We start from the raw sequence: 25,708 nt of genomic DNA on the forward strand, positions 1-25,708 counted from the left end.
TGGCGTCCGGACAAGGGCGATCGTGGAGTGGTTATCGGCGGCGTCGATCCCAACCGCGCTGAGCAGCGATGATGCAGAAATCGGAGGTGTCGTCGACGACGAAGTCCGTGGTATCGACGAGCGTTCGTTGTGCGTAAGCGAAGACGACGATGTTTTCCGCTTTTCTTGTATGAAACCGCTTCGCGTCGGTGCGGTGTTGCTCGATCCGATCGCGCATCGCCTCCTGTCGCCTTTTCGACCATGCGGACCATTCGATCCGCAATCGGTGCGGTTGCCTCGGCCGGTTTCCGCTCGAATCGATGGGACCGGCGAACAAAGGTAGGGCGATGTACTGGCCAGTGTCCTCTGGTGGCACGCTGAACATCAGGTTGGCGTAGACGATGAGGTTCGGCGCTTCGACGGTGTACCCGCTGGTGCCGAGGCGGGAGAAAGCCCTGTCGTAAGGGCCCTTGTAGGCATGCTCGCCGGCTCCACGTCCAGGCAGTTCGAGACGTCGTCCTGCGAACCCGACCTGCCGGTAGCTGACGAAATGACTGCAGATCGGTAGGAGTGTCGACACTGGGCTCGGCCTCAAACCACTCGTGCGCTCACGCGCAGGGGCGTCGGAACCGCGGGACGACTGGCGCACTTGTTCGGCGGGGGCATCGGGATCGACGACCTCACGCTGCTCGTTCCGGACGAGTTCGGCTGGGAACGACGCCCCTGCTGTCAGTTGCGTTGCTGCAGGATGCACCACGCCATTACGAACCAGCATCTCTTGACCGGATATCTCGCAGCCCGACTGATGCGCAATACGGAAATGCGGTCGAGTGGCGTACTCCCCGCTGGGACTTGCAGGGTTCTCGCCTACTGCGACCATCGTCGCAGTGGCACGGCAGTCGGAACACCGATGCGGTCCGGCGTCGGATTTAGAGAACTTGCCGGCACGGATCGACCGGTCGAGGTCCGATGCCCACTCCTCGTTTCTCGACCTATCGCTATAGGCGTAGTCCATGTTTGAGTCCCTCCCCGGAAGAGACCTTACAAACGTGTCCTCCCAGCCTGTGGCACAACGTAACTGGCAATCTACGTGGTGTAGTCCGCGTTGATTCGAATGTATCCATCGGTGAGGTCGCAGCCGAACACTGTCCAGGCGTCAGTGCCGATTCCGAGGTCGATGTTGATCTCGACGGTGGCCGTTGCCAGGTGTGCACGAACGGCCTCGATGGTGGCCTGCTGGTCGAGCGACGAGTTCGGATAGACATCGATGTCCGCGAAAGCAACTCGGACTTTGCCGGGATCTATGTCCACCTCGCTGCTGCATTTTCCGATGGCCATGAGAACTCGTCCCCAGTTGGGGTCTTCACCGTGGATCATGGTCTTGACCAAGGGAGAGTTGATGATCGACTTTCCGACCGTGCGCGCTTGGCGCTCGCTCGATGCGCCGGAGACTGTGGTGACGATCAGCTTGGTCGCACCTTCGCCGTCGCTGGCGATCATTTTCACTAGTTCCGTGCACACTTCCTCGAGAGCTTGCTCGAACGCGGTATCGGGTACCGGCCCGGCGGCACCGTTGGCGAAGATCGCTGCTGTGTCGCTGGTGGAGGTGTCGGTGTCGATCGAGACCGAGTTGTAGGTGCGGTCGACGACGTCACGGAAGATTCGGTCGAGGGTGTTTTGGGGGACGTCGGCGTCGGTGAAGACGAACGACAGCATGGTCGCCATGTCCGGTTCTATCATCCCGACACCTTTGGCGATTCCGACGATGGTGCTGGTGCCGACGGTTCGTTCGGAGACCTTGGCGCGGGTGTCGGTGGTCATGATTGCTCGGGCCACTGCGTGCGCGTCGAGTGGTGTTCCCTGGCCGAGCCCGTCGAGTCCGGTGCGAATGGTGTCCATCGGATATTGCACTCCGATGACTCCGGTGGAGGCCATGATCAGGGCGTTGGGTTCGATTCCTACGGTTCGTGCGACGGATGCGCGTATCTCGGTGGCGTTGCGGAGCCCTTCCGCGCCGGTCGCGACGTTGGCGTTCTTGGCCAATACGAGGACCCCGCGAGGACTGATCTGCTCGATCGAGGTCTTGCTCAAGGTGACGCAGGGGCCGGCGAACAGTGACTTCGTGAAGACGACCGAGGAGGTGCACGGCCTGTCGGAGATGACCATGGAGAAGTCGTCTCTACCTTCGTCTGCGAGTCCCAAATGGGTTGTCCAGCAGTGAAACCCCCGTGGGGACGCGGCGCTCATGTCTGCCCTTTCCGATCCGTGTGATGTTGAAGTCAGGACGCTCTGGACCATGCCAGCAATGCGCGCCGGTCGGGCTTGCCGACAGACGTTTTCGGCCAGTCGGACATCAGAGTGATCTTTCCGATGAGACCGTAGCTGTTCATCACTTTGGTGACGCGAAGGTGGATTCGTCCGAGGTCTGCCCCGGTGGGTGTCAGGCGGCACAGTACTGTCGTCTGCTTATCTGCTCCTGTGGCCGTTGGGGCGAACACGACGACCTCGTCCACCTCGTCGAGTGCGGTGATCTCGTCGACCAGGACGCCTGCCGAACAGAGTTGACCGTGGTTGTTTGTCCATACGTCATCGATGCGGCCCAGGACGTTGATGGCACCGTTGTCATGGACCATCACCGCGTCCCCGCTTCGGTACCAGCCGTCCGTGAATGCGCTCTGTGTACGGTCCGGGTCTCCCCAGTAGCCTTCTGCTCGGTGCGCTCGGCGGAATTCGGGCTCGCCCACTCGATAGGTATCTGCGTCGATTCCGTGGATGGGGCGCACTCGCATCTCCACCCCGGGTAGGGGTCGCAGTTCGGCCGCGCTCTGCAACTGTGGCCGCAGATCTGCGCACATGATGCCGCACTCGGTGGCCCCGTAGAGCCTGCGTAGGTGGACTCCGCACCGCTGGTGGATCAGCCGTGCAGTGGTCGGCGTCAGGAGAGCCCCGCCCGTCAGTGCGGTGGTCAGGTGTTCACCCATTCGCTCCGATGCCGCCGGTGACGCTGCGATCGCGTCGTAGTGCGAGGGAAGGGCGCTCATATAGGTACCGTTCCAGTCGCAAATCGCTCTCGCGAGGGCAGAGGCCGGGAGACCAGCGTCGAGGTGCACCGTGGGTGCTCCCGAGAGCAAGCCCGCGAGAACGTGAACGTCCATCCCGTGCGCGAAATCGAGGGGGTGGATGTTGATGATCACATCGTCGGCTGTCAGACCGAGCTGCTGGCACCAGTCGGTGCGGTCGGCGAACAGCGATTCCTCGGTCCAGTACACCCATTTCGGCTCACCACTCGATCCGGATGTTTCGAGGATTCTTCCTCGCACGGCGTCGTGCTCGGTCACGTCGTGGTGACGCGTTGGGTTGCAGTATCGGAGCTTTCGGGTTGCTGCATCGAACACGGAGCCCAGTTCAGGCAGGCCGGGGTCGATGTCGTGGTCGGTGATGGCGTGCCAGCGGCGGCCCAGTGCGCTCAGTCGTTCCCATGCTGGATGCCGCGTCCGGCTCGCCAGGTGCACGCCGCCGGCGGCCATCGTTCCCAGTAGTGCTGCAATGAAGTCTGCGGCCCCGGGGTGGTGATCGACGACGACCACGTCGCCTTCGTCGATCACCGGTGCCAGTGCGTCCCGCCATGCCGTCGCTGCGGCCGACAGCTCCCCGAACGTCGTATGGCGTCGTCCCTGGTGGAGTGCGTCCTGGTCCTTTTCGGGCATGCTGTTCAGTGCGGTGAGGAACCCTCGCGCGTCAGACATTGATCTGTCCTCGGAACAAGTGTCTGACGCTGCCCGGTTCGATCGTTGTCCGCCCGTGCAGAACCTGTTCGTTGTCGAGGACGAGAAGATCACCCGGGGCCCAGTCGTGCGAGTAGAAGCTGGCACTGCCCCGCAGGTAGGAATCGAGCCGTGCGAAGACGGCCCGGCTGTCTTCTTCGGTCGAGCCCGCCAGACGGACCGACCATCCTGCGGGGGTGGTCCGTTCCTCGGTGAACGGAAGTGCCACGTTCAACCGCGTTGTCCCCGTAGCTGATCGCACTGCAGGTGGAATCGACAGCCAGCGGTGCGCAACGTCGGGAAAGTGGGATTGGTCGGTGACGTAGTACTCCCAATCGACGTCGGTCACCGTGCTCAGGTCCGGTGGGAGTGTCGCATCGAGTAGCTCCGATTGCAGACAGAGTTCTGTGCGTCCGGATCCTGTGGGCTGATCGACAGCATTGCAATACAGCGCAATGTATTTGGGACAGGTCCCGACAAGTGTGCCGTCGGTGTGCAGAGGCAGGGCGCTGCGCCCGGTGACGACGCGGTCCGGTAGCGGACTTGCGTCGAGATCGAGCAGACCTGCGCTTCCGGTGCCGAACCGATGTGTGGCGAGAGTCCCGAGCCCCTGCACGAAGACCTCGAAGTCGCTTCTGCCGAAGTTGACGTCGCCGACCAGAGCGAATCCATCCCGGGTGGCCACTGCCGCGAGATCTCCGGGATCGATTGCCGTCACCGCTGCTCACCGCCGACCGCAACATCGTGGTCTCCCAGAGGGACCTCATCGAGCGTCTGTGCCCGAATTCGGGCACAGACGGCAGCCAGTTGTTCTCCGAGCGCGCCGTCCAACCCCGCTGACAAACCCGCCCCTTGGTGGATTGCGACTTTTCTCCCGAACGCAGTCTCACCGGGCAGTTGGTAGGCCGCGAGCTCGCGGAGATAGTACTTTTCGATGCCGTCGACTGTCTTCAGCTGAGCGGGGACACTCTGTTGAATGTGCAGTAGAGCAGGACTCCAGTACGGGTGGTACATGCGCGGCCCTGGGGTGAATTGGCCGGTCACCATCATTCCTGATGCGCTGGCGTCGTCGATACGTTCGTTCAGATCGCCGGCGACTGCGCCCATACCGAAATCGCTTCCGGCGTTGAGCAGATCGCTGCCGAGTCCGGTCACGAGGTCGGCACCACATGCTCGCGCCAACTCGAAGGCCACTGTCACCAGCAGATGCACGGTGATGACTTCTGCATCATCGGATTGAGTGTGCTGCATGCACGGGTAGATCGCCGCTGTCGATTCCTGTGCGGTGACGTCGATGACGTCGAGCGGCAGACCGACGTGGCGCGCTGTTCGAGAGGCACCGTCGATTTCGTCACCCCAGGGTGTGCGGAGGGTCAGTGCACGGACGTCGGCACCGGCCCTCCACAAGTAGGAGGCGAGGAGTCCGGAGTCGACACCACCGGAGAGCAGCAAGCGAATAGGACGCCCCGACGATGCAATTTCCGTTGCTGCAGTGCGTAATCCATGGTCGAGCCACCCCATGGCCTGTTCGAGCGAACACCCTGGGACACCGCCCGACGGCGACGATCGGGGGACAGCGCGGTGCACCGACAACTCTCCGTCGGCGGAGCAGACCAGGGTCGTCCCGGGGCGAAGTGCCGTGGTGGTTCCTACACGGTGACCGACACTCGCGGCAGTCGCCGCGAACTGCGATCCCACCGCCCATGTCCGTGCATCATCGGTGCGGGAGAGAAAGACTCGGCATTCGCCGTGCAGCGGCGTTGTGATCATGACTGTTCCGTCGTTGCGGTTCAGCACGGGGCCGGTATGTCCGCCAACACGGCGGATGCAGCCGCTGCGCGAAAAGACGACCCACCCATGATCGGTTGGGGTCATGGGTTGTCTCCGACAATTGTGCGCATCTTCTGTTGGGCCGCATCGCCTGCAGCGAACCCCGCTCGGTGGCCGGCTATTGCTGCAATACGGGCTCGTTCCATGTCGAGCAGCAGATCGTGGTTGACGAACGCCTTGGTGCGGGCAAACGGCACCGATTGGTACTCGGCCAGTGCCTGTGCTCGGGCGCATCCTGCAGCGAGCGGGTCACTGTGGGCTGCAACGAGTTCATCGAGGAGGCCGTCGGAAAGTGCGGTGGCACCGAGCCATCGATCGCACCCGATGATCATTCGATTCGCCACGGCAGGCCCTACTCGGCGTTGCAGGAGCGGAGCTCCGAGTATGCAGGAGATACCCAACTTGAGCTCGGGCATACGGAGGTCCGACGTCGACGTTCCGATGCGCCAGTCGGCGCACAGTGCCAGCTGAAGACCGATGCCGATGCAGTATTTGTCGATGACTGCCACGGTCGGTTTCGAGATCGACAGAACTGCTCGATACATGTCCACGCAGGCGTCGATCCATCGATTGACCTCGGAGCCTCCCGTGAAGTCCTTGACTTCGTTGAAGTCACCGCCGACACCGAAGGATCGACCGTCTCCCCCGTACAGAACCAGCCCTTCGACATCCGGGGTGTCCCCTAGCTGCCAGACCAACTCGGTGATGCCGCGCATCTTGTCTGTGGAGAACGTGTTGTGTCCTTCACCGTCGAATTCGATGATCGCCAGGGGGCCGTTGCGAACTGCAGTACCGCCATGGGCTTCGGGCGACCTCGGCCGATCGTGGGGCTCGTGGGTGGCGGAGGGTGAGTGCAGTGTTCTCACGCTTCGACCAGCTCCCCGCGCTTTCGGCGGTCTGCGTCGAGGGCGCGGCGTGTGTAGAGACGTTGTCCCCATTGTTCGCTGTGATCGGCGGTGATAGTGGTGCCGTTGCATATTGCGGTGACGATTCGATGGAATTGAGCCAGTGCGACGGCGGCGGTGCGTTCGCTCAAGCTCGTCTCGGATTCGCCTGGGACGATGTCGAATCGGTCGACCGCGATGATCGGACCGCCATCTACCTTCGGGGTGATGATGTGGCAGGTGGCCCCGAATTGCGTTTGGTTGTCGTCGATCGCGTAGCGGTATCCGCCGATCCCTCGGTAGTTCGGGGTCGCCGGGTGGAAGTTCACGGCCAGTTCCCGCACTCGATCGAGTGTGGCCTCGGACAGGATGAAGTCCGATTTGAAGGAAAGAAGCAGGTCGCATCCGTGCCACTGATCGAACGATCGAGTCACTGGATCGCCGTAGTCCCAGGCAAACCAGTCGACGTCGGCGAATCTGCGGCGGAGAAAGTCGTGGGCGAGTTCGCCCCACCGTGATCCGTCGGAGATGAGCAGAACAGAACGGGTGTCTTTCATCGAGTGACAACTCCTTCGGTGAGTGGGAGAGCCCAGCAGTACGCGAATCCGGCACCTGCTTCGTGTCGAAAGGTGTCGGCCTCTTCGTAATCGGCGAGTGCCGAGCTGTATCGGCCGTATTTCGGGGACGTCCGGCCGATGCATCGAGCGGAGCCCTTGTACAGCTCGACGGTCACTGTGCCCGTCACGCGGTGAGCCAGACGGGCGCAGTAGGCATCGAGTGCTGCACGTAGATCGGTGAACCAGTAGCCGTAGTAGACCAACTCTGCGTACTGGTCGGCGATAGACCGCTTGTGGTGGAGCGTCTCTCGGTCCAGTACGAGTGCTTCGAGATCGGTTCGTGCAGCGAGAAGAACTGTTGCAGCGGGTGCTTCGTAGATTCCGCGGCTCTTGAAGCCGACGATGCGGCTCTCGAGAATTTCGGTACGCCCGATACCGTTCGCGGCCGCTGTGTCTCCGAGTTCGCTGACCAGGTCGATCAGGTCGAGCTTGCGGCCGTCGAGAGCGACGGGGATGCCTGCTTCGAACTCGATCGTGATCGTTGTTGCACGATCCGGTGCCTGCGCCGGCGCGGTCGTGATTTGCCATGCGTCGGGCGGTGGAGCGTGGTCGATGAGGTCGAGATCCCCGCACTCGATGCTGGTGCCCCAGATATTGGTGTCGATGCTGTACGGCGTCGTCTTGCTGACACCTACATCGATACCGTGGAGATCGGCGTAGGCGATTTCGCTACCGCGCGAGGTCATTTCCCAGTCGATGACAGGTGCGAGGATGTCGAGTTCGGGAGCCAACGCCCGCACGGAAGTGTAGAAGCGGACCTGATCGTTTCCCTTGCCCGTGGCACCGTGAGCGACTGCCGATGCACCGCGTTCGCGAGCGATGCTGACCAGCCGCTCGGCGATCAACGGTCGAGACAACGGTGCTGCCAGAAGATATTTTCCCTCGTATGCAGCGCCGGCGGCGAGAGCCGGGATTGCGTAGTCGTGGAGGAACAGGTCTCGGACGTCTTCGACGATCACTTCCGACGCGCCGGCCGCGGTTGCGCGCTTCGAGACGGCCTCGAGGTCCTCGATTTGGCCGAGGTTCGCGCAGTACGCGATGACCTCGGTCTGATAGCGCTCTTTGAGCCAGTGCACGGCAACGGATGTGTCCAGTCCGCCGGAATATGCCAGGACGATGCTCATACCCCGACCTCCATCGCGGGTTCGGGCACGCTCACGCCGCCGACGACGGATCGCGCTGCTCGTAGGCATTCCGCCTTCGCCTCCCAGAGGCGGGTTCTGGCTTGCCGGATTTCGGAGAGTCTGTCGGTCACGTCGGCCAGGCCCTGCTCCTGCTGTTCGGCGACCCGCGTCGGTCCGGTGGATCCGGCAGAGATGTAGCTGCGCAGTGTGTGGAGGGGATCGCATATCTGCTTCATGTCGACCTCACTGATGTCGATGTCGTGTTCCTCGCGGAGGAAAGTGGTGGTGAACGCGACGTTGCGCAGGGTGTGACCGGCTTCAAGGGCGGCGTTGACGAGGTCACCGGTGATGCGGTGGGCTGTGCGGAAAGGAACGTCGAACCGAGAGACCAAGATGTTGGCGATCTCTGTCGCGGTCGAGAAGTTGTCCCAGCACAGGGCTCTGCCGCGAGCACCGTCGAACGCGGTGTGGAGGTTCTGGCGTCGGCACAGGCGAATGGTGTCGAGGTACGTATCGAGGGCACCCCAGTAAACCGGTTTGTCCTCCTGCAGGTCGCAGCTGTACCCGAGACCGACCGACTTCTCCATCACCAGCAGTTGCACCAGCGCACCCACCGCGCGACCGGACTTCCCTCGCGCCAGTTCTGCAACCACCGGATTCTTCTTCTGCGGCATGATCGAGCTACCGGTCGCGAAAGAATCGTGCACTTCGGCGAGAGCGTATTCGTTCGAGCTCCAGGTGACGATCTCTTCCTGCATGCGAGACAGATTCACAGCACCGCTGGCAGCTGCGCCCGCTACTTCGACTGTCCAGTCCCTCGTCGAGGTCGCATCGAGCGCATTGACCATCGGTGCATCGAACCCGAGAAGCCGGGAGGTGTAATCGCGGTCCAGGGCGAATGTAGTTCCGGCGAGCGCACACGCGCCGAGCGGATTGATGTTGATGCGCTTCCAGGCATCCATCAGGCGGGAGGCATCACGCAGCAAGGCCTGTGCGTGCGCAGCCTTCCAAAATGCTACCGAAATAGGTTGCGCTGCCTGCGAATGCGTGTAGCCGGGTAGAACTGCTTCCCGTTCCGACTCGGGGCACCCGAGCAGATCCTGCGCGAACATGAGCAATTCTTCGCTGGCATCGAGCAGCCACTCGCGGGTGACCATGCGTGCGTCGGTCTGCACCTGATCGTTTCGGGACCGTGCGGTGTGCATGCGGCCGCCGACGGGTCCGATCCGTTCGATGAGCATGAATTCGGTGTTGAGGTGCACATCTTCTTGTCGGACGTCGAGCTGCAATCCACCGTCGGCTCGGCTGCTCTCCATGTCGAGCAGCCCAGCGAGAAGCGCTTTGGTGTCGGGTTCGGTGTTGATTCCCGCGCGACCGAGCATCAGAACATGAGCGATGTTCTGCCACAGGTCGTGTTCGAGCATTCTGCTGTCCACCGATGCTGTCTCCGTGTAGCGAAGTACATCGTCGGTGATATCGGTGGAGAATCTTCCACCCCAGAGCTTTTCGCTCATTGATCGGTACCCCTCTGTGTGCGTGATGGTTCGGTTTCGGTACAGGAAAGTTCGGGTCAGGGCACGGCAAAGCCAAGACCTAGCGGGGATTGGACTGCCCGCGGCGTGAACCCGACCGGGCGTCGTTACGCAGTCAGGTCGAGCTCGGGTCGAGTAGTTGAAAGAGCGAAGGGAGAAGGGCTCGGACGGCCGGGGGTGTCTACTCGAAGGCCAGCCGGACGCCGAAGCCCACCAGAACAACACCCAGTCCACGCTCGAGCCACGCCCCCACGCGGCCCTTCTCCAGGAACCGGCGAGCGGACGAGGCGAGAAGTGCGTACGAGGACAGACATATCAGCGCCACCACGAACTCGATCGACATGAGCAGCATGGACCACACGAAGACGTTCCCGTCGCGCGGAATGAACTGAGGGAGCACCGCCAGGTAGAACGCACCCATTTTCGGGTTCAGCAGGTCTGCGACGAAACCGGTCATGAACGCCCGCGACCACTTCGGCTGGTGCGCACTGTAAGTCGCGGCATCGACGTCGGTGAAGCTGCCCTTCCGCTGCCAGATGCTCTCGATTCCCAGGTACACCAGGTAGGCAGCACCTGCGATACGTACCGCGTCGAATGCCCCGGGGACGCTGGTGAGCAAAGATGCCAGCCCCACGGCCGCAGCGATGCCCCACGCCATCGACCCGGTCGCCGCACCCAACGCGACGGCGACGCCGTGACGCACACCGCCGGTCAGCGAGTGTTTGACCGCCAGCATGACGTCAGGGCCTGGAATTATTCCGAAGACGATAGCGACAGGGAGATAGGCCAGAACGGGGTTGTTCACGGCGAGAACGGTACGACCACCCCGGTTTCGATGCACGTTTCCTAAGTATCGCTGATCTAGGTTTAGTATTTGTGGATGTACAACCACGATCAGCTCGCCACTCTTGCCGCGATCTGCGATTCAGGGTCGTTCGAGGGGGCCGCAACGGCGTTGCACATCTCGTCTTCTGCAGTCAGCCAACGCATCACCGCGCTCGAACGAGCGTCGGGGGCCGCGTTGCTGCAGCGAACCAGGCCGGTACTGCCCACAAGAAACGGGCAAGCTCTGCTCCGACTCGCGCGGCAGATCGAAGTCCTCACTGTCGACGCCGACGCTGAGCTACGCGGCGGCTCCACGACAACGAATACTTGTGCACCACTTCGCTTTTCATTGGCTATCAATGCTGATTCGGTCTCGACGTGGTTCCAACCGGTGATGAAAGCGATCGCCGTCGACCGACGAATACTGCTGGACCTGCACATCGAAGATCAGGACCATACAGACGCTCTACTGCGTCAGGGCGCGGTCATGGCCGCCGTGACGACCTCACGCACCGCAGCACCTGGCTGTACTGTCGAACCGCTCGGAGCCATGGTCTATTGGCCCGCATGCGCACCGTCACTCATTCGCGACGCCGATGTTGACTGTTGCGATCCCAGTCGCCTCCCGATGCTGCGATTCGACAAAAAAGACGACCTGCAACACGCCTATCTGCGCAAGATCAAAGCGCACCGCGAGCCCCCGATCCACTACCTTCCATCGAACCGAGAATTCCTGACTGCAGCTCGACTGGGGCTCGGGTGGGGCGTGCTACCGGAGGGGCAAATAGCGCGCGACCTCGCCGACGGGACACTCGTTCACCTCGACCCCGACCACAACGTCACCATTCCCCTGTATTGGCAACGGTGGCACTTGCCATCCGAGACGCTCGACAGGATCACAAGCTGGGTACGCGATGCAGCCCATCACGCATTGATCGAGACACCCGTACAGCCCACGCCCTCGAGAACTACCCGAGTCGGGGGTTAGCGGCTCCCATGGCGGCAGCACAGAGCACTACAGGGGTGGCACGACGAGGATCGTGACGCCGGTTTCCTTCTGCCATCGCTCCAGCAGGTCGGTTCGGTCGACGAGCGCATCGGTCGAGTTCACGCCGTGAGTGGCCGAATCGGCGCGGGCTCCAGCGGAGTCGAAGATCGCCACGGCGCGGTGGTCGTGCTCGAGTTCGTGTCGAGCCCAGTACCGCACGCCTGCGAAGCCGGCCGCGTGCAGCGATGCCGCCCACCGCTGCGTCAAGGGGTAGTTGGAGGTGTCGAAGATTTCACCGGTGACCCCGTACGCCACTCCCTTATTGCTGGTCAGGTCTGCAACGACGAGATCACCTGCCAACGAGACCGATGAGATGGATACCCCCTCGATCGAGTAGTCCGGCACCGCTTTCATGCCACCGAATTTCTCGAGCAAGGTGATCACTTCGTCTTCGGCGACGTAGCAGGTGCCGTGGGTGCCGGCCAGGTCGAATCGGCCGGCACCGTTGTTCGTGAAATACCACGGACCGCGACCGCTGCTGTGCGAACGGACGAACGCGGTGCCGGCCGGATACGTGTGCGTCGGGAATCCTGCCAGCTGCGCTGGAGGGTTCGGTTCGGACAGGTGGTTCGTGGCGCGTTCGGCGCTCACGCGGCGTACGCGTCGGCGGCTTGCTGAGCAGCTCGCACGACCGAGGGGACGTCGTCGCCGTCGATCAACGCCTGGCGGGGTGTGCGCCCACCGAGTTCGGGCTGAGCTGTGGTCAACCACGAAGCGGTCGCCCAGCCCCGCGGATCGGCACCGGACCAAGCGCGGAGGACATCGGGGATACCGAGAATCGGCTTTGCCGGACGCTGGTCGGTGAATGTGGCAGCGGCGTAGCCATATTCGCCGTTGCTTCCGGTCAGCCGCAATACCCGAGATTCGCCGACAGCCTTGTGCAGCGCCTGACGGGTGGTCCAGCCCGCCAGCTCCCGGGTCTGGGTCGCGGTGAGGATGTCGCCGATGTGTGCTGTCCACGCTCGACGCGCGCGAAGACCGCTGAGCACGTGGACGATTCCGTCCTTGACGTAGTCGACGTCGCCAGCCGACGGGGCGTAGCCCAGTTCGGACACGAACACCCCGGTCACGCGCTCGGCGATTGCTGCGGATTCGGCATCGATACGTGGTGCTGACATACCTTCATCATCCTCGTCGGCGCACCCGGCGTCAACCGCGTCAACGAACAGCCTTGAGCTGCGGACATGCATGCCTATGGAGCGAAACTTGCACCCCTTCCCAGGTTGACGTTTGTCAACCTGGGAAGTAGTATTTGGTTTACAAACAGACGGGGAGGTGAGAAGATGGACAAGGACACACGGAAGGTTCTGCAGGAGCTGGAGCGGCAAGGCTTCGCGGTGCGGATCTCGAAGGGTGGCCACCCGATGGTCTACAAGGACGGCGTGCGAATCACGACGTTCTCCGGATCGGCGAGTGACCGCCGTTCCTTCCGGAACGCGTTGGCTCCGTTGAAGCGAGCAGGCTTCCAATGGCCGCCAACACGGTGACCGGTGGCCGTGTCGGGGATGGACTCAGCATCCCCGACACGGCCACCGCGATCGTCGCACAGCTCGACACCACCCACGAAGAGAAAGGGGCACCAGCGATGACCAGCACGACATACAACGTCGTAGCCGAGCTCGATGTGCCGTACGGAGAAGACGCTGCCGACAGCGCGATCGAGTTGGTGGCCGAATACGCCGGTGCAGTGGCTCGATCGGACTTCGGGTGGACCGAGGTCACCTTCACCATCCCCGCAACCGGCCTCAAGCAGGCGAGCACGACCGCGCTGGCCATCCTCGACACCACCCCGTGGGGGGCGCGCTCGTTGCGGGTACTGACCACCGAGGACTACGACCGCATGGTCGACCGCATGGACGCGCCCATGCTCACCCCGGCTCAGGCAGCCGAGCAGCTCGGGATCTCCCGCCAGGCCGTGCACAAGCTCATCACCACCCAGAACCTGGCGGCACGCCGCGTCGGCGCTCGATGGCTGGTGCCGGCGGACGCTGTGGCCCACCGCCTCGAGACTGTGCAGAGCCGATAGCATCTACCAGCGGAAACGACGCGTCCACGACCGCCTGAGGCGACGAACTACCGAGCCACGCTCGCTCCCACCGTGTCGACGCCGACGCCGGCGACCGTCAGATCGCGGTGAGCGTTGAAATAGACCTCTCGCGCCTCGGTATAGGCGAGGCAGCGCAGCCCAGCCAACGCAGAGACGGACGCAGCAACCGCGGGATGTTCGGATGCACGCCCTGGGACGATGGTCCCGCTCGAATCGACTGTGATGTAGCGGTTTTCGAACAACGCGTCGCACCCGAGGGTGCACGTCAACATCGCCACCGAGGGGAAGTCCAGGCGCTCTGCGTCGGTACACAGGGCGCGCGGCTTGATGTGTCCGGCAACCAGCAACGAGGACGGCAGAGTGCGACCGCAGATCCCGCACTCACCGTCCGTACGTCCCCCGAACAGACTCAGGCGAAGCGCGGTCTGCTCGACCCGCCGCGCAGCCCATCCTGCGACGTCGGTGGCCGCTATGGGCCACTCGGTGCCGACACCGTGATCGTCATCCGCGTCGACGGAGTCGAGCAGGCCCAGTTCACGTAGCAGTGCACTCCCCTGCTCGGTGGTCAGAGCCGACAGGTATTTCTGCTGCGGGACGCCGTTCTTGTTGAGCGGTCCAGGTGGCCCGTGGGGTAGCAGCTCGGCGACTCGGCTGAAATGCAGCTGCAGGTCGGTGACGATCGGTTCGACGTCCACCTGCCAGCCGTCGTCGAGGTTTTCGTGCTCGGTCGGGTAGTCCGGTGGCCGTTGCGCCTCCCTGTACCGCGAGCTCGCGGTACTGACTGCGCGCAGATACTCGCGATAGTGGTGGAAGACGATGTCGCCCGGACGTATCTGCTGGAGCAATGCTCGATCCTGCGGCAGTCGGCCGTTGACGTTGACGCACGTCCACAACGAGCCTTGCGTGATCGCGGCCGGGTAGTTGCTTCCCTGGCTCGCCCACCAGAACGCCATCGGTGATGTCCTTACCTGCTCGATCGAATCACTGCGTCACTGCGCGCGGATGCTCTCGTTGGGTACCGCACCCGCTGGGGCGCATGACCACTTGTCGTTGATGTGACCGTCCTCGAACGGATGGAGGATGTGCGGGTAGGGCAGGCCTGCATGCAGACACCGCGTCATCTCTGGCAGATCCTTCCGCCTCACGATGCCGCGCTGTTCGGCGATGAACTCGTCATCGGCCCACTCGTAGAAGCCGGCGTGAGAGGAACTGCCTGTACGGTCCGCTCGCTCCCACCTGTCAGCACCGGACGCCTCCGGCCCGAGAGCTGCGGACACTGAGGCGCGATCACCGCACACCGTCGGACAGTCCGTGATGGTCGACCAGTCGACGTACAAGTCCTGGTCGGGACTGATCTTCACGATGTAATGCGGCATCTATTGCTCTCCGTTGCTCGTCCGGTCATCTGTGTGCTGCCCTTCACGTTCGCGGCCACTCGTCGCGGATCCGCAGCCTTCCTAGGTGTTGGGGCGCTCGTTTTGTCGTCCGGATCGTGTGCGGGTGAGATCGGTTCTGGTGCCGCGGCCCGGTCGATTCCGCGCCCATTCCTCAATTTCTTTCTTGTCCCACAGCACCGTTCGCCCGACCTTCTCTTTCGGGGCTGGCCCTTGGCCGCGCTTGCTGTAGCTGTAGAAAGTGTCCGGCTTGATCGTTGAGCCCGATACCTCTTCGATCAGGGCCAAAGCCTGGGCGGTCGTCAACAGGTTCTTGCTGACCATGTCAGAGCCGATCGGTAGGGGTTGTCGGATGAGTGTGCATGCCCGAACAATACACGCTCAGTGTGTGTCGTTGCTTCTATCGGAAGCCCGGCTTTCCACAACTCCGAGCGAGCGCGTGATGCGGTGCGGTCCGAACGCGCTGCGCTAGGCGGCTGCGCGGCCCTCTGCGAGCCCGAGCAGGACGCTACGGGTGGCGCGCGCGTCCGAGAGTGCTCGGTGACCGCCTGCGAGCCTGAGGCGCGTTCCTAGTGCCACGGATCGTGCAGCCATCACACACTGCCACCGGCCACGATCGGTCATGTCGCATACGACGTTCGCTCGGTGGCAATCCGCGGTGATGCGGCCATGGTCGAAGTCTGCATTGTAGGCCAGGATCACCCGCCCCGACACTGCCGCACACATCTGCCAGGCAACATCACACCACCGAGGGGCACGAAGAAGGTCGATCGCTGAAATGCCATGCACAGCACCCGCTTCGGGCGCTATTCGGACCGGACCTGGGTCTACAAGGGTGTCGAGCAGGACATCACCGGAGGACGCGTCGATGACAGCGACCTCGATCACGGCCCCGTCGAGATCGGTGGTTTCGACGTCGACGATGACCGCTGCACCCGGAGTAATCATCTCCTGCGCCCATGTGCGCACCTCGTCTACGGACGCACCGCAGGGGATCTCGTCCGAAGTAGCCCTCATCATGCGACTCTCCTCCACACACCCGTTCCTCGCGGACATCTCGATATGAGTCTTCACCACGGCACCGACACGAACGGTTCGTGGCACCCTCCGCTGGGTCCCTGCATCGCCGCGGCTCGCCAGACGGGTTCTCGTGAGTTTCCGGCAACACTGCTACCAGCAATGGGGACGTATCGTTTTTCCTGTTCAGAGCGCATCTTTCCGAACTGCAGGTCGGGATCAGTGACGGCACCAGAACGAGTCGGTCGGGATCTGCGCGCCCGGGATCCCGTTGCACCACAAGCAGGTGGTGTCGTGGTCTATACGGCCGAGAACTCCCTCGGCCTCCTCGATCAGCAGCAGCATCTCGACTACACCTGCAAGCGCCAGCGCTTCGGTGGCCCAACAACGCGCGCGCGGATCGCCGGCGGGAAGGTGTACTGCGTTGCAGATCAACGTGGTGATGATCTGGTGATCGCTCTCGATGTCGGCTGGTAGCGGCCCGATCATCGGTATCCCCAGGTGTCTTCACGCACCGCAGCGCAATCTGGGCAGTAGGCCTCGTCGACGTCGACGCTCCATCCGGTGATGCGGTCCTTCATCGCGACGCCGCAACCGTTGCAGGCCGCGACGTGAGCGATGTCGGCTGTTCGGTGACGTTCCGCGGCATCGATGGCCTTACCAGCGGTGACCGCGACGAACACCGACACCAACGCCCACCCCGCTACCACAGCGGCCCACATCATTGCGCCTCCACTTCGATTGTGGGAGCAGTCATGGTCAGTCTTTTCTGTAGTGACTGAACAGAGTTCGGTGGATACGCTCGGTCGTCGACTGCAGATCACCGGCCTGTTCCGAATAGTCCGAGACCGATCGGCGGTCGAGCGGGGCGCGAGCTGTTCCGTATCGAGCAATCGTGGGCCCAAGGGGTGCGGCCTGTGGTCGATCGACTGTTGTGTCGAAGTGGCGGGGGCGGTACGGGCGGCCTAGATGGCTACGACCGGCATGGGGGCCGAGATTCATTCACGTAATCCTCTCTGTGACAACGGCTGCCGCTGTTCCGTTCAGGTCGTGTTGTAGGTCATGAAGGGCAGGTGATGGTGGCACCGATGTAGATCCGGCCGGGGGTGTTCCAGGCGGCGGGTGTGTCGGCTGCGGCGGTGACGTCTACGCGCCCGTCCGGGTGCCAGGTGACCGCCTGGTCGGCACCTTCGATCGGTGTGGTGTGCAGTTCGGACGCGGGTAGGCCGCGGCGGGTGTTGTCGACGGTGACGGTGTCGGTGCCGATTTCGATGTGCCAGTCGTCGATATCGAGGTGTGCGGCCGAGGCATCGGTGCAGCTCGCGTGCACTCGGTCGGCGGCGATTGCGGGTGTGATCACGCTCAGACCGCTGCGGTCGGTGCCGCCGGGGTCGGTGGTGCCGGCGACGATCGCGGCGAGGTCGAGGGCGTTGCCGGTCACCGAGACTCCCGTCCAGGGTTGGGTGACGATCGCGGGCTGGTCATCGCTCGTCGAGCTGCAGCCTGCTGTTGCTGCGATCGCGAGTGCTGCCACCACCGGCACTGCTCTGGTGAAGCAGTGCCGGTGGGCACGATGACCGGTGCCGATGTGCACGAGTTCCGTATTGGAGTCGGTCATCGTGTGTCCTTTCGGGGTTGTGGTGGGGTCGTACTCGGTGTGTGCCGTGCTCAGCGGGCTATTGGAACCAGCTCAGCAGCAAGCTCGGAAGCCACCAGATCTGTTGGTAGATCCACATGTCTTTTTCTCTCGCCTCCTTTCGCTGTCGTCGTTGTCGGTTGGCTAGGTGGTCATTGTTGGAATGTGGCGACGAACCATGTGCCGTCGAGGTTTTCGGTGGTGATGGTCTGGGTGAACGAGTTCGGGGGTTGGCCGGGCTGCAGGACTGTCATGCGGGCGAGGTGGATCGTGGCGTCGACGTCGGTGATCGCCAGGCAGTAGGTGGCCCCGGCGGGGACGGCGTCGATGTTCTGTTGAAGGCCTGCGGCATCGAGAACCGACGATGTTGGTGTCGCCAGTGCTCGTGCGGCGGCTCCGTCGCGGCGGATGTAGTAGGCGTACTGGAACGCGCGGATCACTCCGGCACCGCTCTTCTGGTCGCCTCGTTCGGCTGCGCAGTCGCCGCCGAGGCTGGCTTGGGCGGTCGGCGTCGCCGTCGTGCTGGTAGCGGTGGTGGGTTCAGCGGAGGGCAGGTTCAGTACCGGGAGACCCGAATTCTGTTCTGGTATAGCGCTATTGACAGTGGTGGACTCGGGTGTTGCCGTGTCGTCGGTCAGTGCAGATACACCGATTCCGGTGCCCACCGCCATCGCCACCACGACTCCTGCCACGAGTACCGGCGTACGGCGCAGTCGCCTGCGGCCGGGCTGCTTGGGCGACGTCGACGACGTAGGGGCGGCGTCGTGAAGAAGGTCGGTTACTGCGGGGTGGCGGGTGGTGTGGCGCATCGGGATCGGTCACCTCGTCGTCGAGAAGAAGAATGGAACTTGGGTGGGGCGCTGGACCGGACCGGCCCTAGGGGGCGTGGTGCAGTCCGGTCCAGCGAATGCCGCCGGGTCCCTGTTCTGCTGCGGGAAACGGGCAACGGGACCCGGTGGCGGTCTCGATATCTGACCGGTGGTGCCGGATCAGATGGGCAGACCGGCAATGGCGGCGTCGATTGCCGAGCGAGCCTGATCGAACGCGGGGGCGTTCTGAGTGACTGCCGTATCGACCGCCTCGAGCACCTGGCTGCCCTCTGGCGTCGACGCTGCCGCATCCCGAACGGTCTCGACCGCTGCGGGGGCCTGCTGGACTGCCTGATCGATCGCGTTCTGAGCCGTCTCTACAGCCTGTGCAGCCCCCGGAACTGACGTGGTGATGTCGGCCAGCGGTGCAGGGGTTGCCGACGGCGCAGGGGCGGCCTCGGGCGCGGGTGCCGGCAAGGGTGCAGGTTCCTCGATGACGGCGTTCTCACCGCCGGCGGCTGCGGCACCGATCAACGCACCCACACCAGCGCCGACTGCGGTGGTGGTGGCCACGACCGGCGCGGCGATCGCTGCGCCGACGCCAGCACCGGCGAGAGCCGCGGCACCCGGCACGAAGACGTAACCGACCGGACCGGCCCACACGATCGCGGGCGTGAGCACTGGGGTGGCTGCGACTCCCAGTCCTGCGCCGATTGCAGCGCCACCCGCGGTGATCGCAGCTCCGGGGACGAGACCGACGGCGAATCCGGCGGCGGCACCGGTCAGTGCGCCGGCCGCGGTGCCGGCCGCGAGACGGTCGGCTTGTGGTGCGTCGGCGAGACCGGCGTTCATCAGAGCGTTGGCACCGTCGGCCTGGATTGCCTGGGTGGTGTTGTTGAACTGGTCGGCGAACACCGGGTCCACGAAATCTGGACGTGCGTAGGCGGTTCCGCCGATGATCACTGTGTTCTCCGGTGCTTTGACCGGACGGATGACTTTCTTCTGCACCGTCGGAATCGGTGCCGGTGCGGGCTCGGGTGCAGGGCCGGCGTCCGGGACGTCGGTGGTCACTGTCGGCGCGGTGGGCGCGGTGGGTGCGGCGTAGTAGGCCGTGTCGTAGTCGGCGGCGTAGGAATCGCTGCTGTAGTCGGTGTTGTAGGACCGGTAGCCGTATTCCTGAACGGTGGGGGATGCGGTGTAGCCCGGCAGGTAGTTCTGGTTTTGGGCCGGAATGATTTCCGGCTCCGGAGCCGGTGCGGGTGCGGGTGCGGGGTTGCCGCCTCCGGTCACTCCACCTTGACCGCTGTTCCCTCCGGTGACTCCGCCCTGGCCGGCGTTGCCGCCGGTGACTCCGCCCTGGCCGGGATCGGCAGAGGCGACGGGGGCCAGAACGAGACCGGCCGCGGTGGCGGCGGCGGCGACCAACATCGCCACACCGACGTGAGAGGCCGGTCGTCGACGATGCCGGCCGACTGCGGGTCGGGGTCGAGGGAGTTCGTCGCGGAAATGGTGGCGACCGTCTGCTGCGGTTCGCTCGTCGACGCGGTCAGCCGATCGTGTCGACGTCGGTGAGGCGGTGGTAGCTGTCGGTGGTTGCATGGGTATCGAATGTCCCTTCTGGACAGGGTTGTTCGTCGTGGGTGACCACCATCGACAGCGAGAGCTATCGCCTCCGCCTCGGGTGGTCGACCGAATCAGTCCATCGCCGCCCGTTCCTGCAGCACGGCGCACGTTCCCTCGTATCGCGTCGTAGCTACCGCGTTCAGGTCGGTGGCGTCGTGATCAGCGAGAGGGATCACGACGTCTCCGATCAGAACGGAGCCCTCAGGGTTGTCGATTGGCCGCACGATGCTGCGCGGCGCGCGCTGTGAGTGGGGCGTGCTCGGCTGGGTCATGTCGTCCTCGGTCCGGTCAGCGCGGTGATGACGTGTGCTCCCAGACGCGTCAGTGCATCTCGGGTGGGAAGAGCGAGACTGGCGGAGGTGATCGGCTGGCCGGAGGCGAAGACCGGCTCGTACGGCATGCGGAGCACGACCTCGATGCCGTCGCCTCGGGTGAGCTGTTCGATCTGGTCGGCTTCGATGTCCGGGGTGTCTCCTGGTCCGTCGGTGATGATCACCATGACCCCGGCGAGCCCGTGGGGTCGGCGGGCCGCGATACGCCCGATCATGCGGCGAGCGACCGCGACGACGTCGGCGCGGAGCGGTACCGGAATGAGTACGACCTGAGCCGTCGCGACTGCCCACTGCCAGCGGCCGGCGTTCTCTCCGTTGCCGGTATCGACAACCAGCAGATCCCGAAACTGCGACAACAGCGTGGCCAGTGCGTCGGAGTCGTCGAAGCCGAGGTCGAACCCGACATCGTCGCGTCCGATGAGAACGTCCTCACCGGACGGTTGACGCGTCAAGTAACGGCTCAACATCGCCGAGGTGATCGCCCCGCCGGTGTTCTCGTGCAGGTCGAGCAAGCCGACCGTGTCGTAGTTCGGATGACCTGGGGTGACGATCCGGTCGGCGAACGAGTTGTTCGACTCCCCCAGATCGACCGCGGCAACGGTTCCCGGTCCACGGTGGGTCGCCATCTGAGAGGCGAGAGCCAAGCTGAGCGGGGTCTTGCCGACCCCGCCTTTGACGTTGATCACTGAGACAACCGCCCTGTCCGGGACCGGGCCGGAGATCGTCGACTCCGCTGCCCGTACGCCTTGCTCGTCGACACTGGCTGTGAGCTTGAGTCCGAGGGCCGCGTTGAGCCGCCCCCGCATTCCCCGGCGCGCAGGGCCTGTCGGCACCACGCCTCGAAGGCTTGCTGCCGACGCCTGCGGTGCGGTGCCGATGGTGTCGTGGTGTGGGGAGTAGCGCTCCGAAGTCGGGCGCGGTTGGCGCGTTGCGGGCCGACGGTCGGAGTCCTCGCTGTCGAAACGTCGTCGCGGTGCCTCGTGCGGTGGTGGCTCAGGGTCGGGAGGTGGAGCGTCGCCGGGGACGCGCACCACCGATGAGGGGCGCGAGGCGGGGCGGGTGGCTGCGGTACCCATCCCGGTGGTGGCTGGCTCTCGATGTTCGGACAGACCCGTGGCGACGGTGCGCACGCTCTGGTCGGGGTCGACTTCCACACGCACCGGTGCGGTCTCGGGTCCAGCGTCGATCTCCAACGTCACCGTCGTGCCCGTTGCACGCGCTTGAGCGTTCGCGTGCTCGAACACCGCTGTCATCAGTGCGTCGTTGTCCGCGCCGCGTAGATCGACACTCGGTTGTGGCCCGTCGAGAACTTGGGCTGTCGCGTGCAGACCCGATGAGTCGATGGCGACCCTGATCGGTGTTGCTGTCATCACGAGGCCACCGACTCCCCGATCCCGCCGTCGAGTTCACCGAGCAGCTCGCGCACCAACTGCTCCAGATCGGACAGGGGTGCAAGGTTGGCGTCTTTCTCTTCGCCGTCGGGCAGTAGGTCGATCAGGGCTCGGCGACGTTCGATCCCCGCGCGCAGTTCCTCGAGCCGTGGTGTGGAGATGGTGTCGCCGTCGGGGCTCAGGTTACGAAGCCATTCCGGTGCCGACTTGCGCAGCGCGGCACCGAACGCCTTGATCAACGGATCGGAGCGTCCCTTGGTGACGAAGGGCGCGTTGATGGTGTCGATGTCTTCACGGTTGAGGAGTACTGCTCGTTCGATCTGTCGTGCGGCCATTGTTGGGTGCCTTTCTCGGTTTTCAACTGGATGGGTGTGCGGGTGACCCGTGAGGGTCGGTCGGTGGGATCAGGTGGGGGTCGGGTCGAGTTCGGGGGCGGCGAGCATGACGGTGTCGAGGCCGCTGTAGGTGATGACATCGACTGTCCGGCGGGAACCACCGGACTCGGCGGCCACCTGCACGCGCACTTCGCCTTCGTCCTCGACCCGGTACCCCGACTCGCGGCCCGACCGGACAACAGGTCGCACGACGTCGACTGCGAGAACGTCGACAACGCGCGGCTCGGCGCTTCCGGGTAGCTCGAGCACGATCGACATTCCCGGCTCCAGGCTGTCGACAGCGACGCCGTCTGCGATGGAATCAGCCAGCGCGTAGCGGCCCTCGATCTCAGCGCGGGACGTGCCGGCCGTGACCGCGATTGGCTCATGCACATCGGCACCCATCACCTCGACGAGCGCGTGCTCGTCGGCGAGGTAGACCGCCAGCTCATCGGAGAAGCAATACACCGGGGCGTCCGAGTCGGGGAGCAGCGAGTCCACCGCCGAGAGGTGTTCGGCGCTGAGCTTCCCGCGCACCGCCGAGTGCGTGTCGACGCTGGGGGTGAACCACACCTGTCCGACCGCCGGTTCCCCACCGACGCCGACAGTTCCGCGCCCTGCGATGGACGTATCGACACCGTCACCTGCCGACGCGATGGCCCAGACCATGATGTTTCCGTCGGTGCTCATCCGTCCAAGCGATGCGCGGGACTGGAAGTTGTCGCGCACGCCGCCGGCGTCCTTACCGAACAGTTGCGCGTCGGGGCGCTGCACACCGAGTCCGAGCCGGATTCCGGTCGAGCGAGCCAAGGCGACCAGCTGCCCGATCCGGCCCAATGGGTCGGCGCGTTTGATGATCTCTTTCTCCATGTCGTTGCCGTTGGCTTTCAGGTGCGACCAGGCAGCGGAAAGGATGAAGAACTCGTCGAGGATCACCACGAGCGGCGGCATTTCACCGCCGTCGATGCGGTGCTTCTGCATGTAGCGGGTCCGGGTGATCATCTCCGCATACAGCGCTTCGATCAGTAGCGCTGCGCGCAGAGCGTCGAAGACGACCGCGGCGACACCTCGGTAGCCGAGGAACTGGTGTAGTTCGATCCGTTTGGGATCGACCAGGATCGAGGCCACCCCGCGCAGCGACAGCTCGGTGATCAAGGTTGTCAGAAGAACGGTCTTGCCACCACCGGTCGGGCCGACGACGAGCATGTGTGGGGCGTTCGACTTCGAGGATATGTTCCAGTACGCGACAACCAGTTCGTCGTCCACTTCGGCAGTGGCATAAGGGATGTGCATGCGCCGACCGGACAGTGCCGTCGCCTTGCTCAGCGACAGTGCACCGGATTTCCCGTCCGCCCCGCTCGATGCGCCAGCGCCGAGGGCAGCCTCTCCCAAGGGCCACGCCAGATCCTGCGGTCCGATTCCTCGGTCGTCGAGAGCAGGCACCGGAAGCTGCGACGCCATGACTGCGGCGCGGTGCAGGATCATCGTCGGCAACGGTGCACGTAGCGCCACTGTGATGGCCGGGCGATCCTTGAGCCACTGCACCCGCCACAGTTGTCCGGACGGGTGGTCACCGAGCGCTTCCAGTAACGAGCCGGTCAGTTTGCTGCGGTTTGCCTTGTCGCCGGAGGCGAAGGTCCGCTTGTAGGAAATCTCGAATCCGACGTCGTCGCCGTCCTCGCCCGTATCGGTGACCGAGACATGGACATCTTTGAGTGTTTTTCCGTCGCTGAACAGGTCGGCGATCATGATGTGTCGCTCGCTGCGCAGGTCCGGTGCGATCAGTGTTCGGGTGATCGAGATCGACGCCTTTGCCGCCGCATAGTCGACACGGTATTCCCACTGCCCCATGGTCGCCCATGCTTCGCTGCGGCCACCGGTCCAACTGCTCAGGCGACCACCGACGACGATGTCGACCACGGCAACGGCACGTGCTCGTGCTCGTGTCTCGGGCGGGACACCGTCGTACAGCGAGGACACCGCTGTACGAAGTCGGGTGAGCCTGCTTTCGTCGATCACAGTTCCGGGGGACAAGGCCAGCTGTGCACGCGGTGTCGAATGACGAGAGGTTCTCGGAGCCAACCGAATCGAGCTTGGCGCAGCGCCTGTTGTTTGGGCGCAGACCGCAGCGAACACTCGCCGGTGGCGACGGCGGACCATGCGCACTGCATCGAAGGACGCCGCGATCGCCACGACCGCGATCAACCGTGATCGCATCTCGATCAAGGTTTCAGCGAGCGTGGTCGAACCGGGATACATGTCGGTGATGTTGGGGGTTGTCAGCACATTCGGTGCCCACCACACCAACACCGCGAGCCCGGCCGCGAATGCAGACAGCGGAACGAACGGGCGAATCCAACTCGGCTCTTTGCTGTCGGTGGACGTGGAGCGCGAGCTGGCCGGGCCGCGCTTCTGGTCACCGAACAGGTCCTGAAAGAACGCGCCCACTGGGTCCTTCGATGCCATGCCCCGCTCCTCTCTCGAATCTCGCAACCGAACCGCTGGGCCACATCCGGGCGTGTCCGCGCGGATCATCGAACTTGGGCACCAGTGAAACCGCAAAGCAACTCGACACCAAGAACGTGTGCACGCGGTCGGGCGTGTCGCGGTCTTCGCTACCGCAACGGGTAGGGCGAACCTGCCTTTGCAGAACGCTTTTCGGTCGTCTCGTTCAGGTGTGCACACCGCGTCCGCACGGCGGTGCACACGCTGGGTGCGTGATGGAAATACATGCGGTCAGATGGGGGTGCACATGTGGTGCGCACACCGCCTGCCCCAGTTCGCGACACACCGATTTCAGGGTTGAGCGAGCCCGTGGCAGGCACCGAACGCACCCATGCTGCGCAGTCGGACGTACCCTTGGCGACACCTCGGCTGACCCCCTGCTGACCTGGGTATTGCCCAAAGGGGTTGCGCGAGCGCTGTTTTGGAATTACACTCCCCCCAAGGAACGCCGGGGGGAGTGACCCCCGAAGGGGGAGGCTTGCACCGCAGCCGAATCCACCCCCGTGCACACGCGTCGTGCACGCCCTGGTTCCCACTCCCGTGCTCACCGTCTACGCACACCCACGTCCGCGCCGTTGACTCCCATGCCGGACACCGACGTGGTTCGCGACAGCGCGCCAGTGCTAACCCGAACTGGCTCAACAGTTCCAAGGGGTCAAGGCCGACAGTGGGCCACGCACGGGCACACGCACCGCCGACTTCACATACGCAGCAGGCCGCGCCAACGACGATCCGAGACGGACGCAGGTGGCATTCACGGCCGGGCTGTTGCCTGCGTCCGTTGCAGCACTCACACACAACGCGCTCCAACACTGAACTCCACACCTCGGCTCGACCGACTGTTCTCGCCAGGGCGCGCGGCATGACAACTGCCCCTCCAGTGCACATCACCAACCACCGCAGATTTCCTCTACGTGCACATCCACATCTCCGAATGCGCACCCCCCGTACACATCCCGTCTTGCCACGGGCCGAGC

At 64.0% G+C, this 25,708-nt stretch carries 28 protein-coding genes; 4 read left to right on the forward strand and 24 right to left on the reverse strand.

The window, feature by feature from the left end; all coding sequences use genetic code 11:
* Nucleotides 1–31 precede the first annotated feature (31 nt).
* The 10 genes from AYK61_RS26670 to AYK61_RS26715 form a co-directional block, all read right to left on the reverse strand.
* Complete coding sequence (locus AYK61_RS26670; RefSeq protein ID WP_147458430.1) at nucleotides 32–754, reverse strand: hypothetical protein; 723 nt, start codon at nucleotides 752–754, stop codon at nucleotides 32–34.
* 311 nt (nucleotides 755–1,065) lie between these two features.
* A complete protein-coding gene (gene argJ / locus AYK61_RS26675; protein WP_310886847.1) occupies nucleotides 1,066–2,277 on the reverse strand; it encodes a bifunctional glutamate N-acetyltransferase/amino-acid acetyltransferase ArgJ in 1,212 nt (403 codons plus the stop codon).
* Nucleotides 2,259–3,725, reverse strand: a complete 1,467-nt coding sequence (locus AYK61_RS26680) for a class I adenylate-forming enzyme family protein (protein ID WP_121873855.1) — start codon at nucleotides 3,723–3,725, stop codon at nucleotides 2,259–2,261. The genes argJ and AYK61_RS26680 overlap by 19 nt, the downstream gene beginning before the upstream one ends.
* Nucleotides 3,718–4,461 carry a TauD/TfdA family dioxygenase gene (locus AYK61_RS26685; protein WP_121873856.1) on the reverse strand — a complete coding sequence of 248 codons (744 nt, stop codon included), beginning with the start codon at nucleotides 4,459–4,461 and terminating at the stop codon, nucleotides 3,718–3,720. The genes AYK61_RS26680 and AYK61_RS26685 overlap by 8 nt, the downstream gene beginning before the upstream one ends.
* Nucleotides 4,458–5,513 (reverse strand): asparagine synthase C-terminal domain-containing protein, encoded by a 1,056-nt coding sequence (locus AYK61_RS26690; RefSeq protein ID WP_183130577.1) that lies wholly within the window; start codon nucleotides 5,511–5,513, stop codon nucleotides 4,458–4,460. The genes AYK61_RS26685 and AYK61_RS26690 overlap by 4 nt, the downstream gene beginning before the upstream one ends.
* Nucleotides 5,514–5,614: 101 nt before the next feature.
* The gene (locus tag AYK61_RS26695; protein ID WP_183130578.1) at nucleotides 5,615–6,439 is read right to left on the reverse strand and encodes an enoyl-CoA hydratase/isomerase family protein; all 825 of its coding nucleotides are present in this window, start codon (nucleotides 6,437–6,439) and stop codon (nucleotides 5,615–5,617) included.
* The gene (locus AYK61_RS26700; RefSeq protein WP_121873859.1) at nucleotides 6,436–7,014 is read right to left on the reverse strand and encodes a formyltransferase family protein; all 579 of its coding nucleotides are present in this window, start codon (nucleotides 7,012–7,014) and stop codon (nucleotides 6,436–6,438) included. The genes AYK61_RS26695 and AYK61_RS26700 overlap by 4 nt, the downstream gene beginning before the upstream one ends.
* Nucleotides 7,011–8,198, reverse strand: a complete 1,188-nt coding sequence (locus AYK61_RS26705; protein WP_121873860.1) for an argininosuccinate synthase — start codon at nucleotides 8,196–8,198, stop codon at nucleotides 7,011–7,013. Before AYK61_RS26705 ends, AYK61_RS26700 begins: the two co-directional genes overlap by 4 nt.
* On the reverse strand, nucleotides 8,195–9,712 hold the full coding sequence (argH, locus tag AYK61_RS26710) for an argininosuccinate lyase (protein WP_121873861.1): 1,518 nt from the start codon (nucleotides 9,710–9,712) through the stop codon (nucleotides 8,195–8,197). Before argH ends, AYK61_RS26705 begins: the two co-directional genes overlap by 4 nt.
* A gap of 199 nt (nucleotides 9,713–9,911) precedes the next feature.
* Nucleotides 9,912–10,535 (reverse strand): LysE family translocator, encoded by a 624-nt coding sequence (locus tag AYK61_RS26715; RefSeq protein WP_037152750.1) that lies wholly within the window; start codon nucleotides 10,533–10,535, stop codon nucleotides 9,912–9,914.
* Between the two features lie 75 nt (nucleotides 10,536–10,610).
* Between AYK61_RS26715 and AYK61_RS26720 the strand changes: the two genes are divergently transcribed.
* Nucleotides 10,611–11,543 (forward strand): LysR family transcriptional regulator ArgP, encoded by a 933-nt coding sequence (locus tag AYK61_RS26720; protein ID WP_121873862.1) that lies wholly within the window; start codon nucleotides 10,611–10,613, stop codon nucleotides 11,541–11,543.
* Nucleotides 11,544–11,570: 27 nt separating this feature from the next.
* On the opposite strand, the gene AYK61_RS26725 is transcribed toward AYK61_RS26720, so the two are convergent.
* Nucleotides 11,571–12,194, reverse strand: coding sequence for an RES family NAD+ phosphorylase (locus tag AYK61_RS26725; RefSeq protein WP_121873863.1), 624 nt, complete (start codon nucleotides 12,192–12,194; stop codon nucleotides 11,571–11,573).
* Nucleotides 12,191–12,721 (reverse strand): hypothetical protein, encoded by a 531-nt coding sequence (locus tag AYK61_RS26730; RefSeq protein ID WP_121873864.1) that lies wholly within the window; start codon nucleotides 12,719–12,721, stop codon nucleotides 12,191–12,193. Before AYK61_RS26730 ends, AYK61_RS26725 begins: the two co-directional genes overlap by 4 nt.
* 165 nt (nucleotides 12,722–12,886) lie before the next feature.
* Here AYK61_RS26730 and AYK61_RS26735 point away from each other — a divergent pair, with 165 nt between their 5' ends.
* Nucleotides 12,887–13,090: a hypothetical protein gene (locus AYK61_RS26735; protein WP_121873865.1), complete on the forward strand. Its 204-nt coding sequence runs from the start codon at nucleotides 12,887–12,889 to the stop codon at nucleotides 13,088–13,090.
* Nucleotides 13,072–13,629 (forward strand): helix-turn-helix domain-containing protein, encoded by a 558-nt coding sequence (locus AYK61_RS26740; protein ID WP_242640405.1) that lies wholly within the window; start codon nucleotides 13,072–13,074, stop codon nucleotides 13,627–13,629. The genes AYK61_RS26735 and AYK61_RS26740 overlap by 19 nt, the downstream gene beginning before the upstream one ends.
* 47 nt (nucleotides 13,630–13,676) lie before the next feature.
* Here the strand turns inward: AYK61_RS26740 and AYK61_RS26745 are convergent, their stop codons facing one another.
* The 9 genes from AYK61_RS26745 to AYK61_RS26785 all read right to left on the reverse strand — a co-directional run bounded on the left by AYK61_RS26745 (nucleotide 13,677) and on the right by AYK61_RS26785 (nucleotide 19,934).
* Nucleotides 13,677–14,603 (reverse strand): hypothetical protein, encoded by a 927-nt coding sequence (locus AYK61_RS26745; RefSeq protein ID WP_121873866.1) that lies wholly within the window; start codon nucleotides 14,601–14,603, stop codon nucleotides 13,677–13,679.
* Between the two features lie 36 nt (nucleotides 14,604–14,639).
* Nucleotides 14,640–15,026 carry a hypothetical protein gene (locus AYK61_RS26750; RefSeq protein WP_037149787.1) on the reverse strand — a complete coding sequence of 129 codons (387 nt, stop codon included), beginning with the start codon at nucleotides 15,024–15,026 and terminating at the stop codon, nucleotides 14,640–14,642.
* An 81-nt stretch (nucleotides 15,027–15,107) separates the two neighbouring features.
* A complete protein-coding gene (locus AYK61_RS26755) occupies nucleotides 15,108–15,368 on the reverse strand; it encodes an AlpA family transcriptional regulator (RefSeq protein WP_037149785.1) in 261 nt (86 codons plus the stop codon).
* A gap of 144 nt (nucleotides 15,369–15,512) precedes the next feature.
* Nucleotides 15,513–16,064, reverse strand: a complete 552-nt coding sequence (locus tag AYK61_RS26760) for a 3'-5' exonuclease (RefSeq protein WP_242640406.1) — start codon at nucleotides 16,062–16,064, stop codon at nucleotides 15,513–15,515.
* Nucleotides 16,065–16,280: 216 nt separating this feature from the next.
* A complete protein-coding gene (locus AYK61_RS26765) occupies nucleotides 16,281–16,550 on the reverse strand; it encodes a hypothetical protein (protein WP_037149782.1) in 270 nt (89 codons plus the stop codon).
* Nucleotides 16,547–16,786: a hypothetical protein gene (locus AYK61_RS26770; RefSeq protein WP_121873867.1), complete on the reverse strand. Its 240-nt coding sequence runs from the start codon at nucleotides 16,784–16,786 to the stop codon at nucleotides 16,547–16,549. The genes AYK61_RS26765 and AYK61_RS26770 overlap by 4 nt, the downstream gene beginning before the upstream one ends.
* Nucleotides 16,787–17,121: 335 nt before the next feature.
* Nucleotides 17,122–17,679 (reverse strand): hypothetical protein, encoded by a 558-nt coding sequence (locus tag AYK61_RS26775; protein ID WP_037149777.1) that lies wholly within the window; start codon nucleotides 17,677–17,679, stop codon nucleotides 17,122–17,124.
* Between the two features lie 170 nt (nucleotides 17,680–17,849).
* Nucleotides 17,850–18,506 carry a hypothetical protein gene (locus AYK61_RS26780; protein ID WP_121873868.1) on the reverse strand — a complete coding sequence of 219 codons (657 nt, stop codon included), beginning with the start codon at nucleotides 18,504–18,506 and terminating at the stop codon, nucleotides 17,850–17,852.
* 180 nt (nucleotides 18,507–18,686) lie between these two features.
* Nucleotides 18,687–19,934, reverse strand: coding sequence for a hypothetical protein (locus tag AYK61_RS26785; RefSeq protein ID WP_147458431.1), 1,248 nt, complete (start codon nucleotides 19,932–19,934; stop codon nucleotides 18,687–18,689).
* A 212-nt stretch (nucleotides 19,935–20,146) separates the two neighbouring features.
* Between AYK61_RS26785 and AYK61_RS27570 the strand changes: the two genes are divergently transcribed.
* Nucleotides 20,147–20,377, forward strand: coding sequence for a hypothetical protein (locus AYK61_RS27570; protein WP_121873870.1), 231 nt, complete (start codon nucleotides 20,147–20,149; stop codon nucleotides 20,375–20,377).
* Between the two features lie 20 nt (nucleotides 20,378–20,397).
* Here AYK61_RS27570 and AYK61_RS26795 read toward each other — a convergent pair whose 3' ends face one another.
* The 3 genes from AYK61_RS26795 to AYK61_RS26805 all read right to left on the reverse strand — a co-directional run bounded on the left by AYK61_RS26795 (nucleotide 20,398) and on the right by AYK61_RS26805 (nucleotide 24,692).
* The gene (locus tag AYK61_RS26795; RefSeq protein WP_052058321.1) at nucleotides 20,398–21,831 is read right to left on the reverse strand and encodes a ParA family protein; all 1,434 of its coding nucleotides are present in this window, start codon (nucleotides 21,829–21,831) and stop codon (nucleotides 20,398–20,400) included.
* Nucleotides 21,831–22,187: a hypothetical protein gene (locus tag AYK61_RS26800; protein WP_037149768.1), complete on the reverse strand. Its 357-nt coding sequence runs from the start codon at nucleotides 22,185–22,187 to the stop codon at nucleotides 21,831–21,833. Before AYK61_RS26800 ends, AYK61_RS26795 begins: the two co-directional genes overlap by 1 nt.
* A 69-nt stretch (nucleotides 22,188–22,256) precedes the next feature.
* On the reverse strand, nucleotides 22,257–24,692 hold the full coding sequence (locus AYK61_RS26805) for an FtsK/SpoIIIE domain-containing protein (RefSeq protein ID WP_183130579.1): 2,436 nt from the start codon (nucleotides 24,690–24,692) through the stop codon (nucleotides 22,257–22,259).
* Nucleotides 24,693–25,708 lie beyond the last annotated feature (1,016 nt).

The organism is Rhodococcus sp. SBT000017 (genome assembly GCF_003688915.1).
In the GTDB taxonomy this organism is placed as follows: domain Bacteria; phylum Actinomycetota; class Actinomycetes; order Mycobacteriales; family Mycobacteriaceae; genus Rhodococcoides.

Bases quoted from the DNA above. Each gene is read 5' to 3' on its own strand.
- AYK61_RS26670 (WP_147458430.1), bottom strand. From the start codon at position 754: ATGCTGGTTCGTAATGGCGTGGTGCATCCTGCAGCAACGCAACTGACA.
- argJ (WP_310886847.1), bottom strand. From the start codon at position 2,277: ATGGTCCAGAGCGTCCTGACTTCAACATCACACGGATCGGAAAGGGCA.
- AYK61_RS26680 (WP_121873855.1), bottom strand. From the start codon at position 3,725: ATGTCTGACGCGCGAGGGTTCCTCACCGCACTGAACAGCATGCCCGAA.
- AYK61_RS26690 (WP_183130577.1), bottom strand. From the start codon at position 5,513: ATGATCACAACGCCGCTGCACGGCGAATGCCGAGTCTTTCTCTCCCGC.
- AYK61_RS26700 (WP_121873859.1), bottom strand. From the start codon at position 7,014: ATGAAAGACACCCGTTCTGTTCTGCTCATCTCCGACGGATCACGGTGG.
- AYK61_RS26705 (WP_121873860.1), bottom strand. From the start codon at position 8,198: ATGAGCATCGTCCTGGCATATTCCGGCGGACTGGACACATCCGTTGCC.
- argH (WP_121873861.1), bottom strand. From the start codon at position 9,712: ATGAGCGAAAAGCTCTGGGGTGGAAGATTCTCCACCGATATCACCGAC.
- AYK61_RS26720 (WP_121873862.1), top strand. From the start codon at position 10,611: ATGTACAACCACGATCAGCTCGCCACTCTTGCCGCGATCTGCGATTCA.
- AYK61_RS26730 (WP_121873864.1), bottom strand. From the start codon at position 12,721: ATGTCAGCACCACGTATCGATGCCGAATCCGCAGCAATCGCCGAGCGC.
- AYK61_RS26735 (WP_121873865.1), top strand. From the start codon at position 12,887: ATGGACAAGGACACACGGAAGGTTCTGCAGGAGCTGGAGCGGCAAGGC.
- AYK61_RS26740 (WP_242640405.1), top strand. From the start codon at position 13,072: ATGGCCGCCAACACGGTGACCGGTGGCCGTGTCGGGGATGGACTCAGC.
- AYK61_RS26745 (WP_121873866.1), bottom strand. From the start codon at position 14,603: ATGGCGTTCTGGTGGGCGAGCCAGGGAAGCAACTACCCGGCCGCGATC.
- AYK61_RS26750 (WP_037149787.1), bottom strand. From the start codon at position 15,026: ATGCCGCATTACATCGTGAAGATCAGTCCCGACCAGGACTTGTACGTC.
- AYK61_RS26755 (WP_037149785.1), bottom strand. From the start codon at position 15,368: ATGGTCAGCAAGAACCTGTTGACGACCGCCCAGGCTTTGGCCCTGATC.
- AYK61_RS26760 (WP_242640406.1), bottom strand. From the start codon at position 16,064: ATGATGAGGGCTACTTCGGACGAGATCCCCTGCGGTGCGTCCGTAGAC.
- AYK61_RS26765 (WP_037149782.1), bottom strand. From the start codon at position 16,550: ATGATCGGGCCGCTACCAGCCGACATCGAGAGCGATCACCAGATCATC.
- AYK61_RS26770 (WP_121873867.1), bottom strand. From the start codon at position 16,786: ATGATGTGGGCCGCTGTGGTAGCGGGGTGGGCGTTGGTGTCGGTGTTC.
- AYK61_RS26775 (WP_037149777.1), bottom strand. From the start codon at position 17,679: ATGACCGACTCCAATACGGAACTCGTGCACATCGGCACCGGTCATCGT.
- AYK61_RS26780 (WP_121873868.1), bottom strand. From the start codon at position 18,506: ATGCGCCACACCACCCGCCACCCCGCAGTAACCGACCTTCTTCACGAC.
- AYK61_RS26785 (WP_147458431.1), bottom strand. From the start codon at position 19,934: ATGTTGGTCGCCGCCGCCGCCACCGCGGCCGGTCTCGTTCTGGCCCCC.
- AYK61_RS26795 (WP_052058321.1), bottom strand. From the start codon at position 21,831: ATGACAGCAACACCGATCAGGGTCGCCATCGACTCATCGGGTCTGCAC.
- AYK61_RS26800 (WP_037149768.1), bottom strand. From the start codon at position 22,187: ATGGCCGCACGACAGATCGAACGAGCAGTACTCCTCAACCGTGAAGAC.
- AYK61_RS26805 (WP_183130579.1), bottom strand. From the start codon at position 24,692: ATGGCATCGAAGGACCCAGTGGGCGCGTTCTTTCAGGACCTGTTCGGT.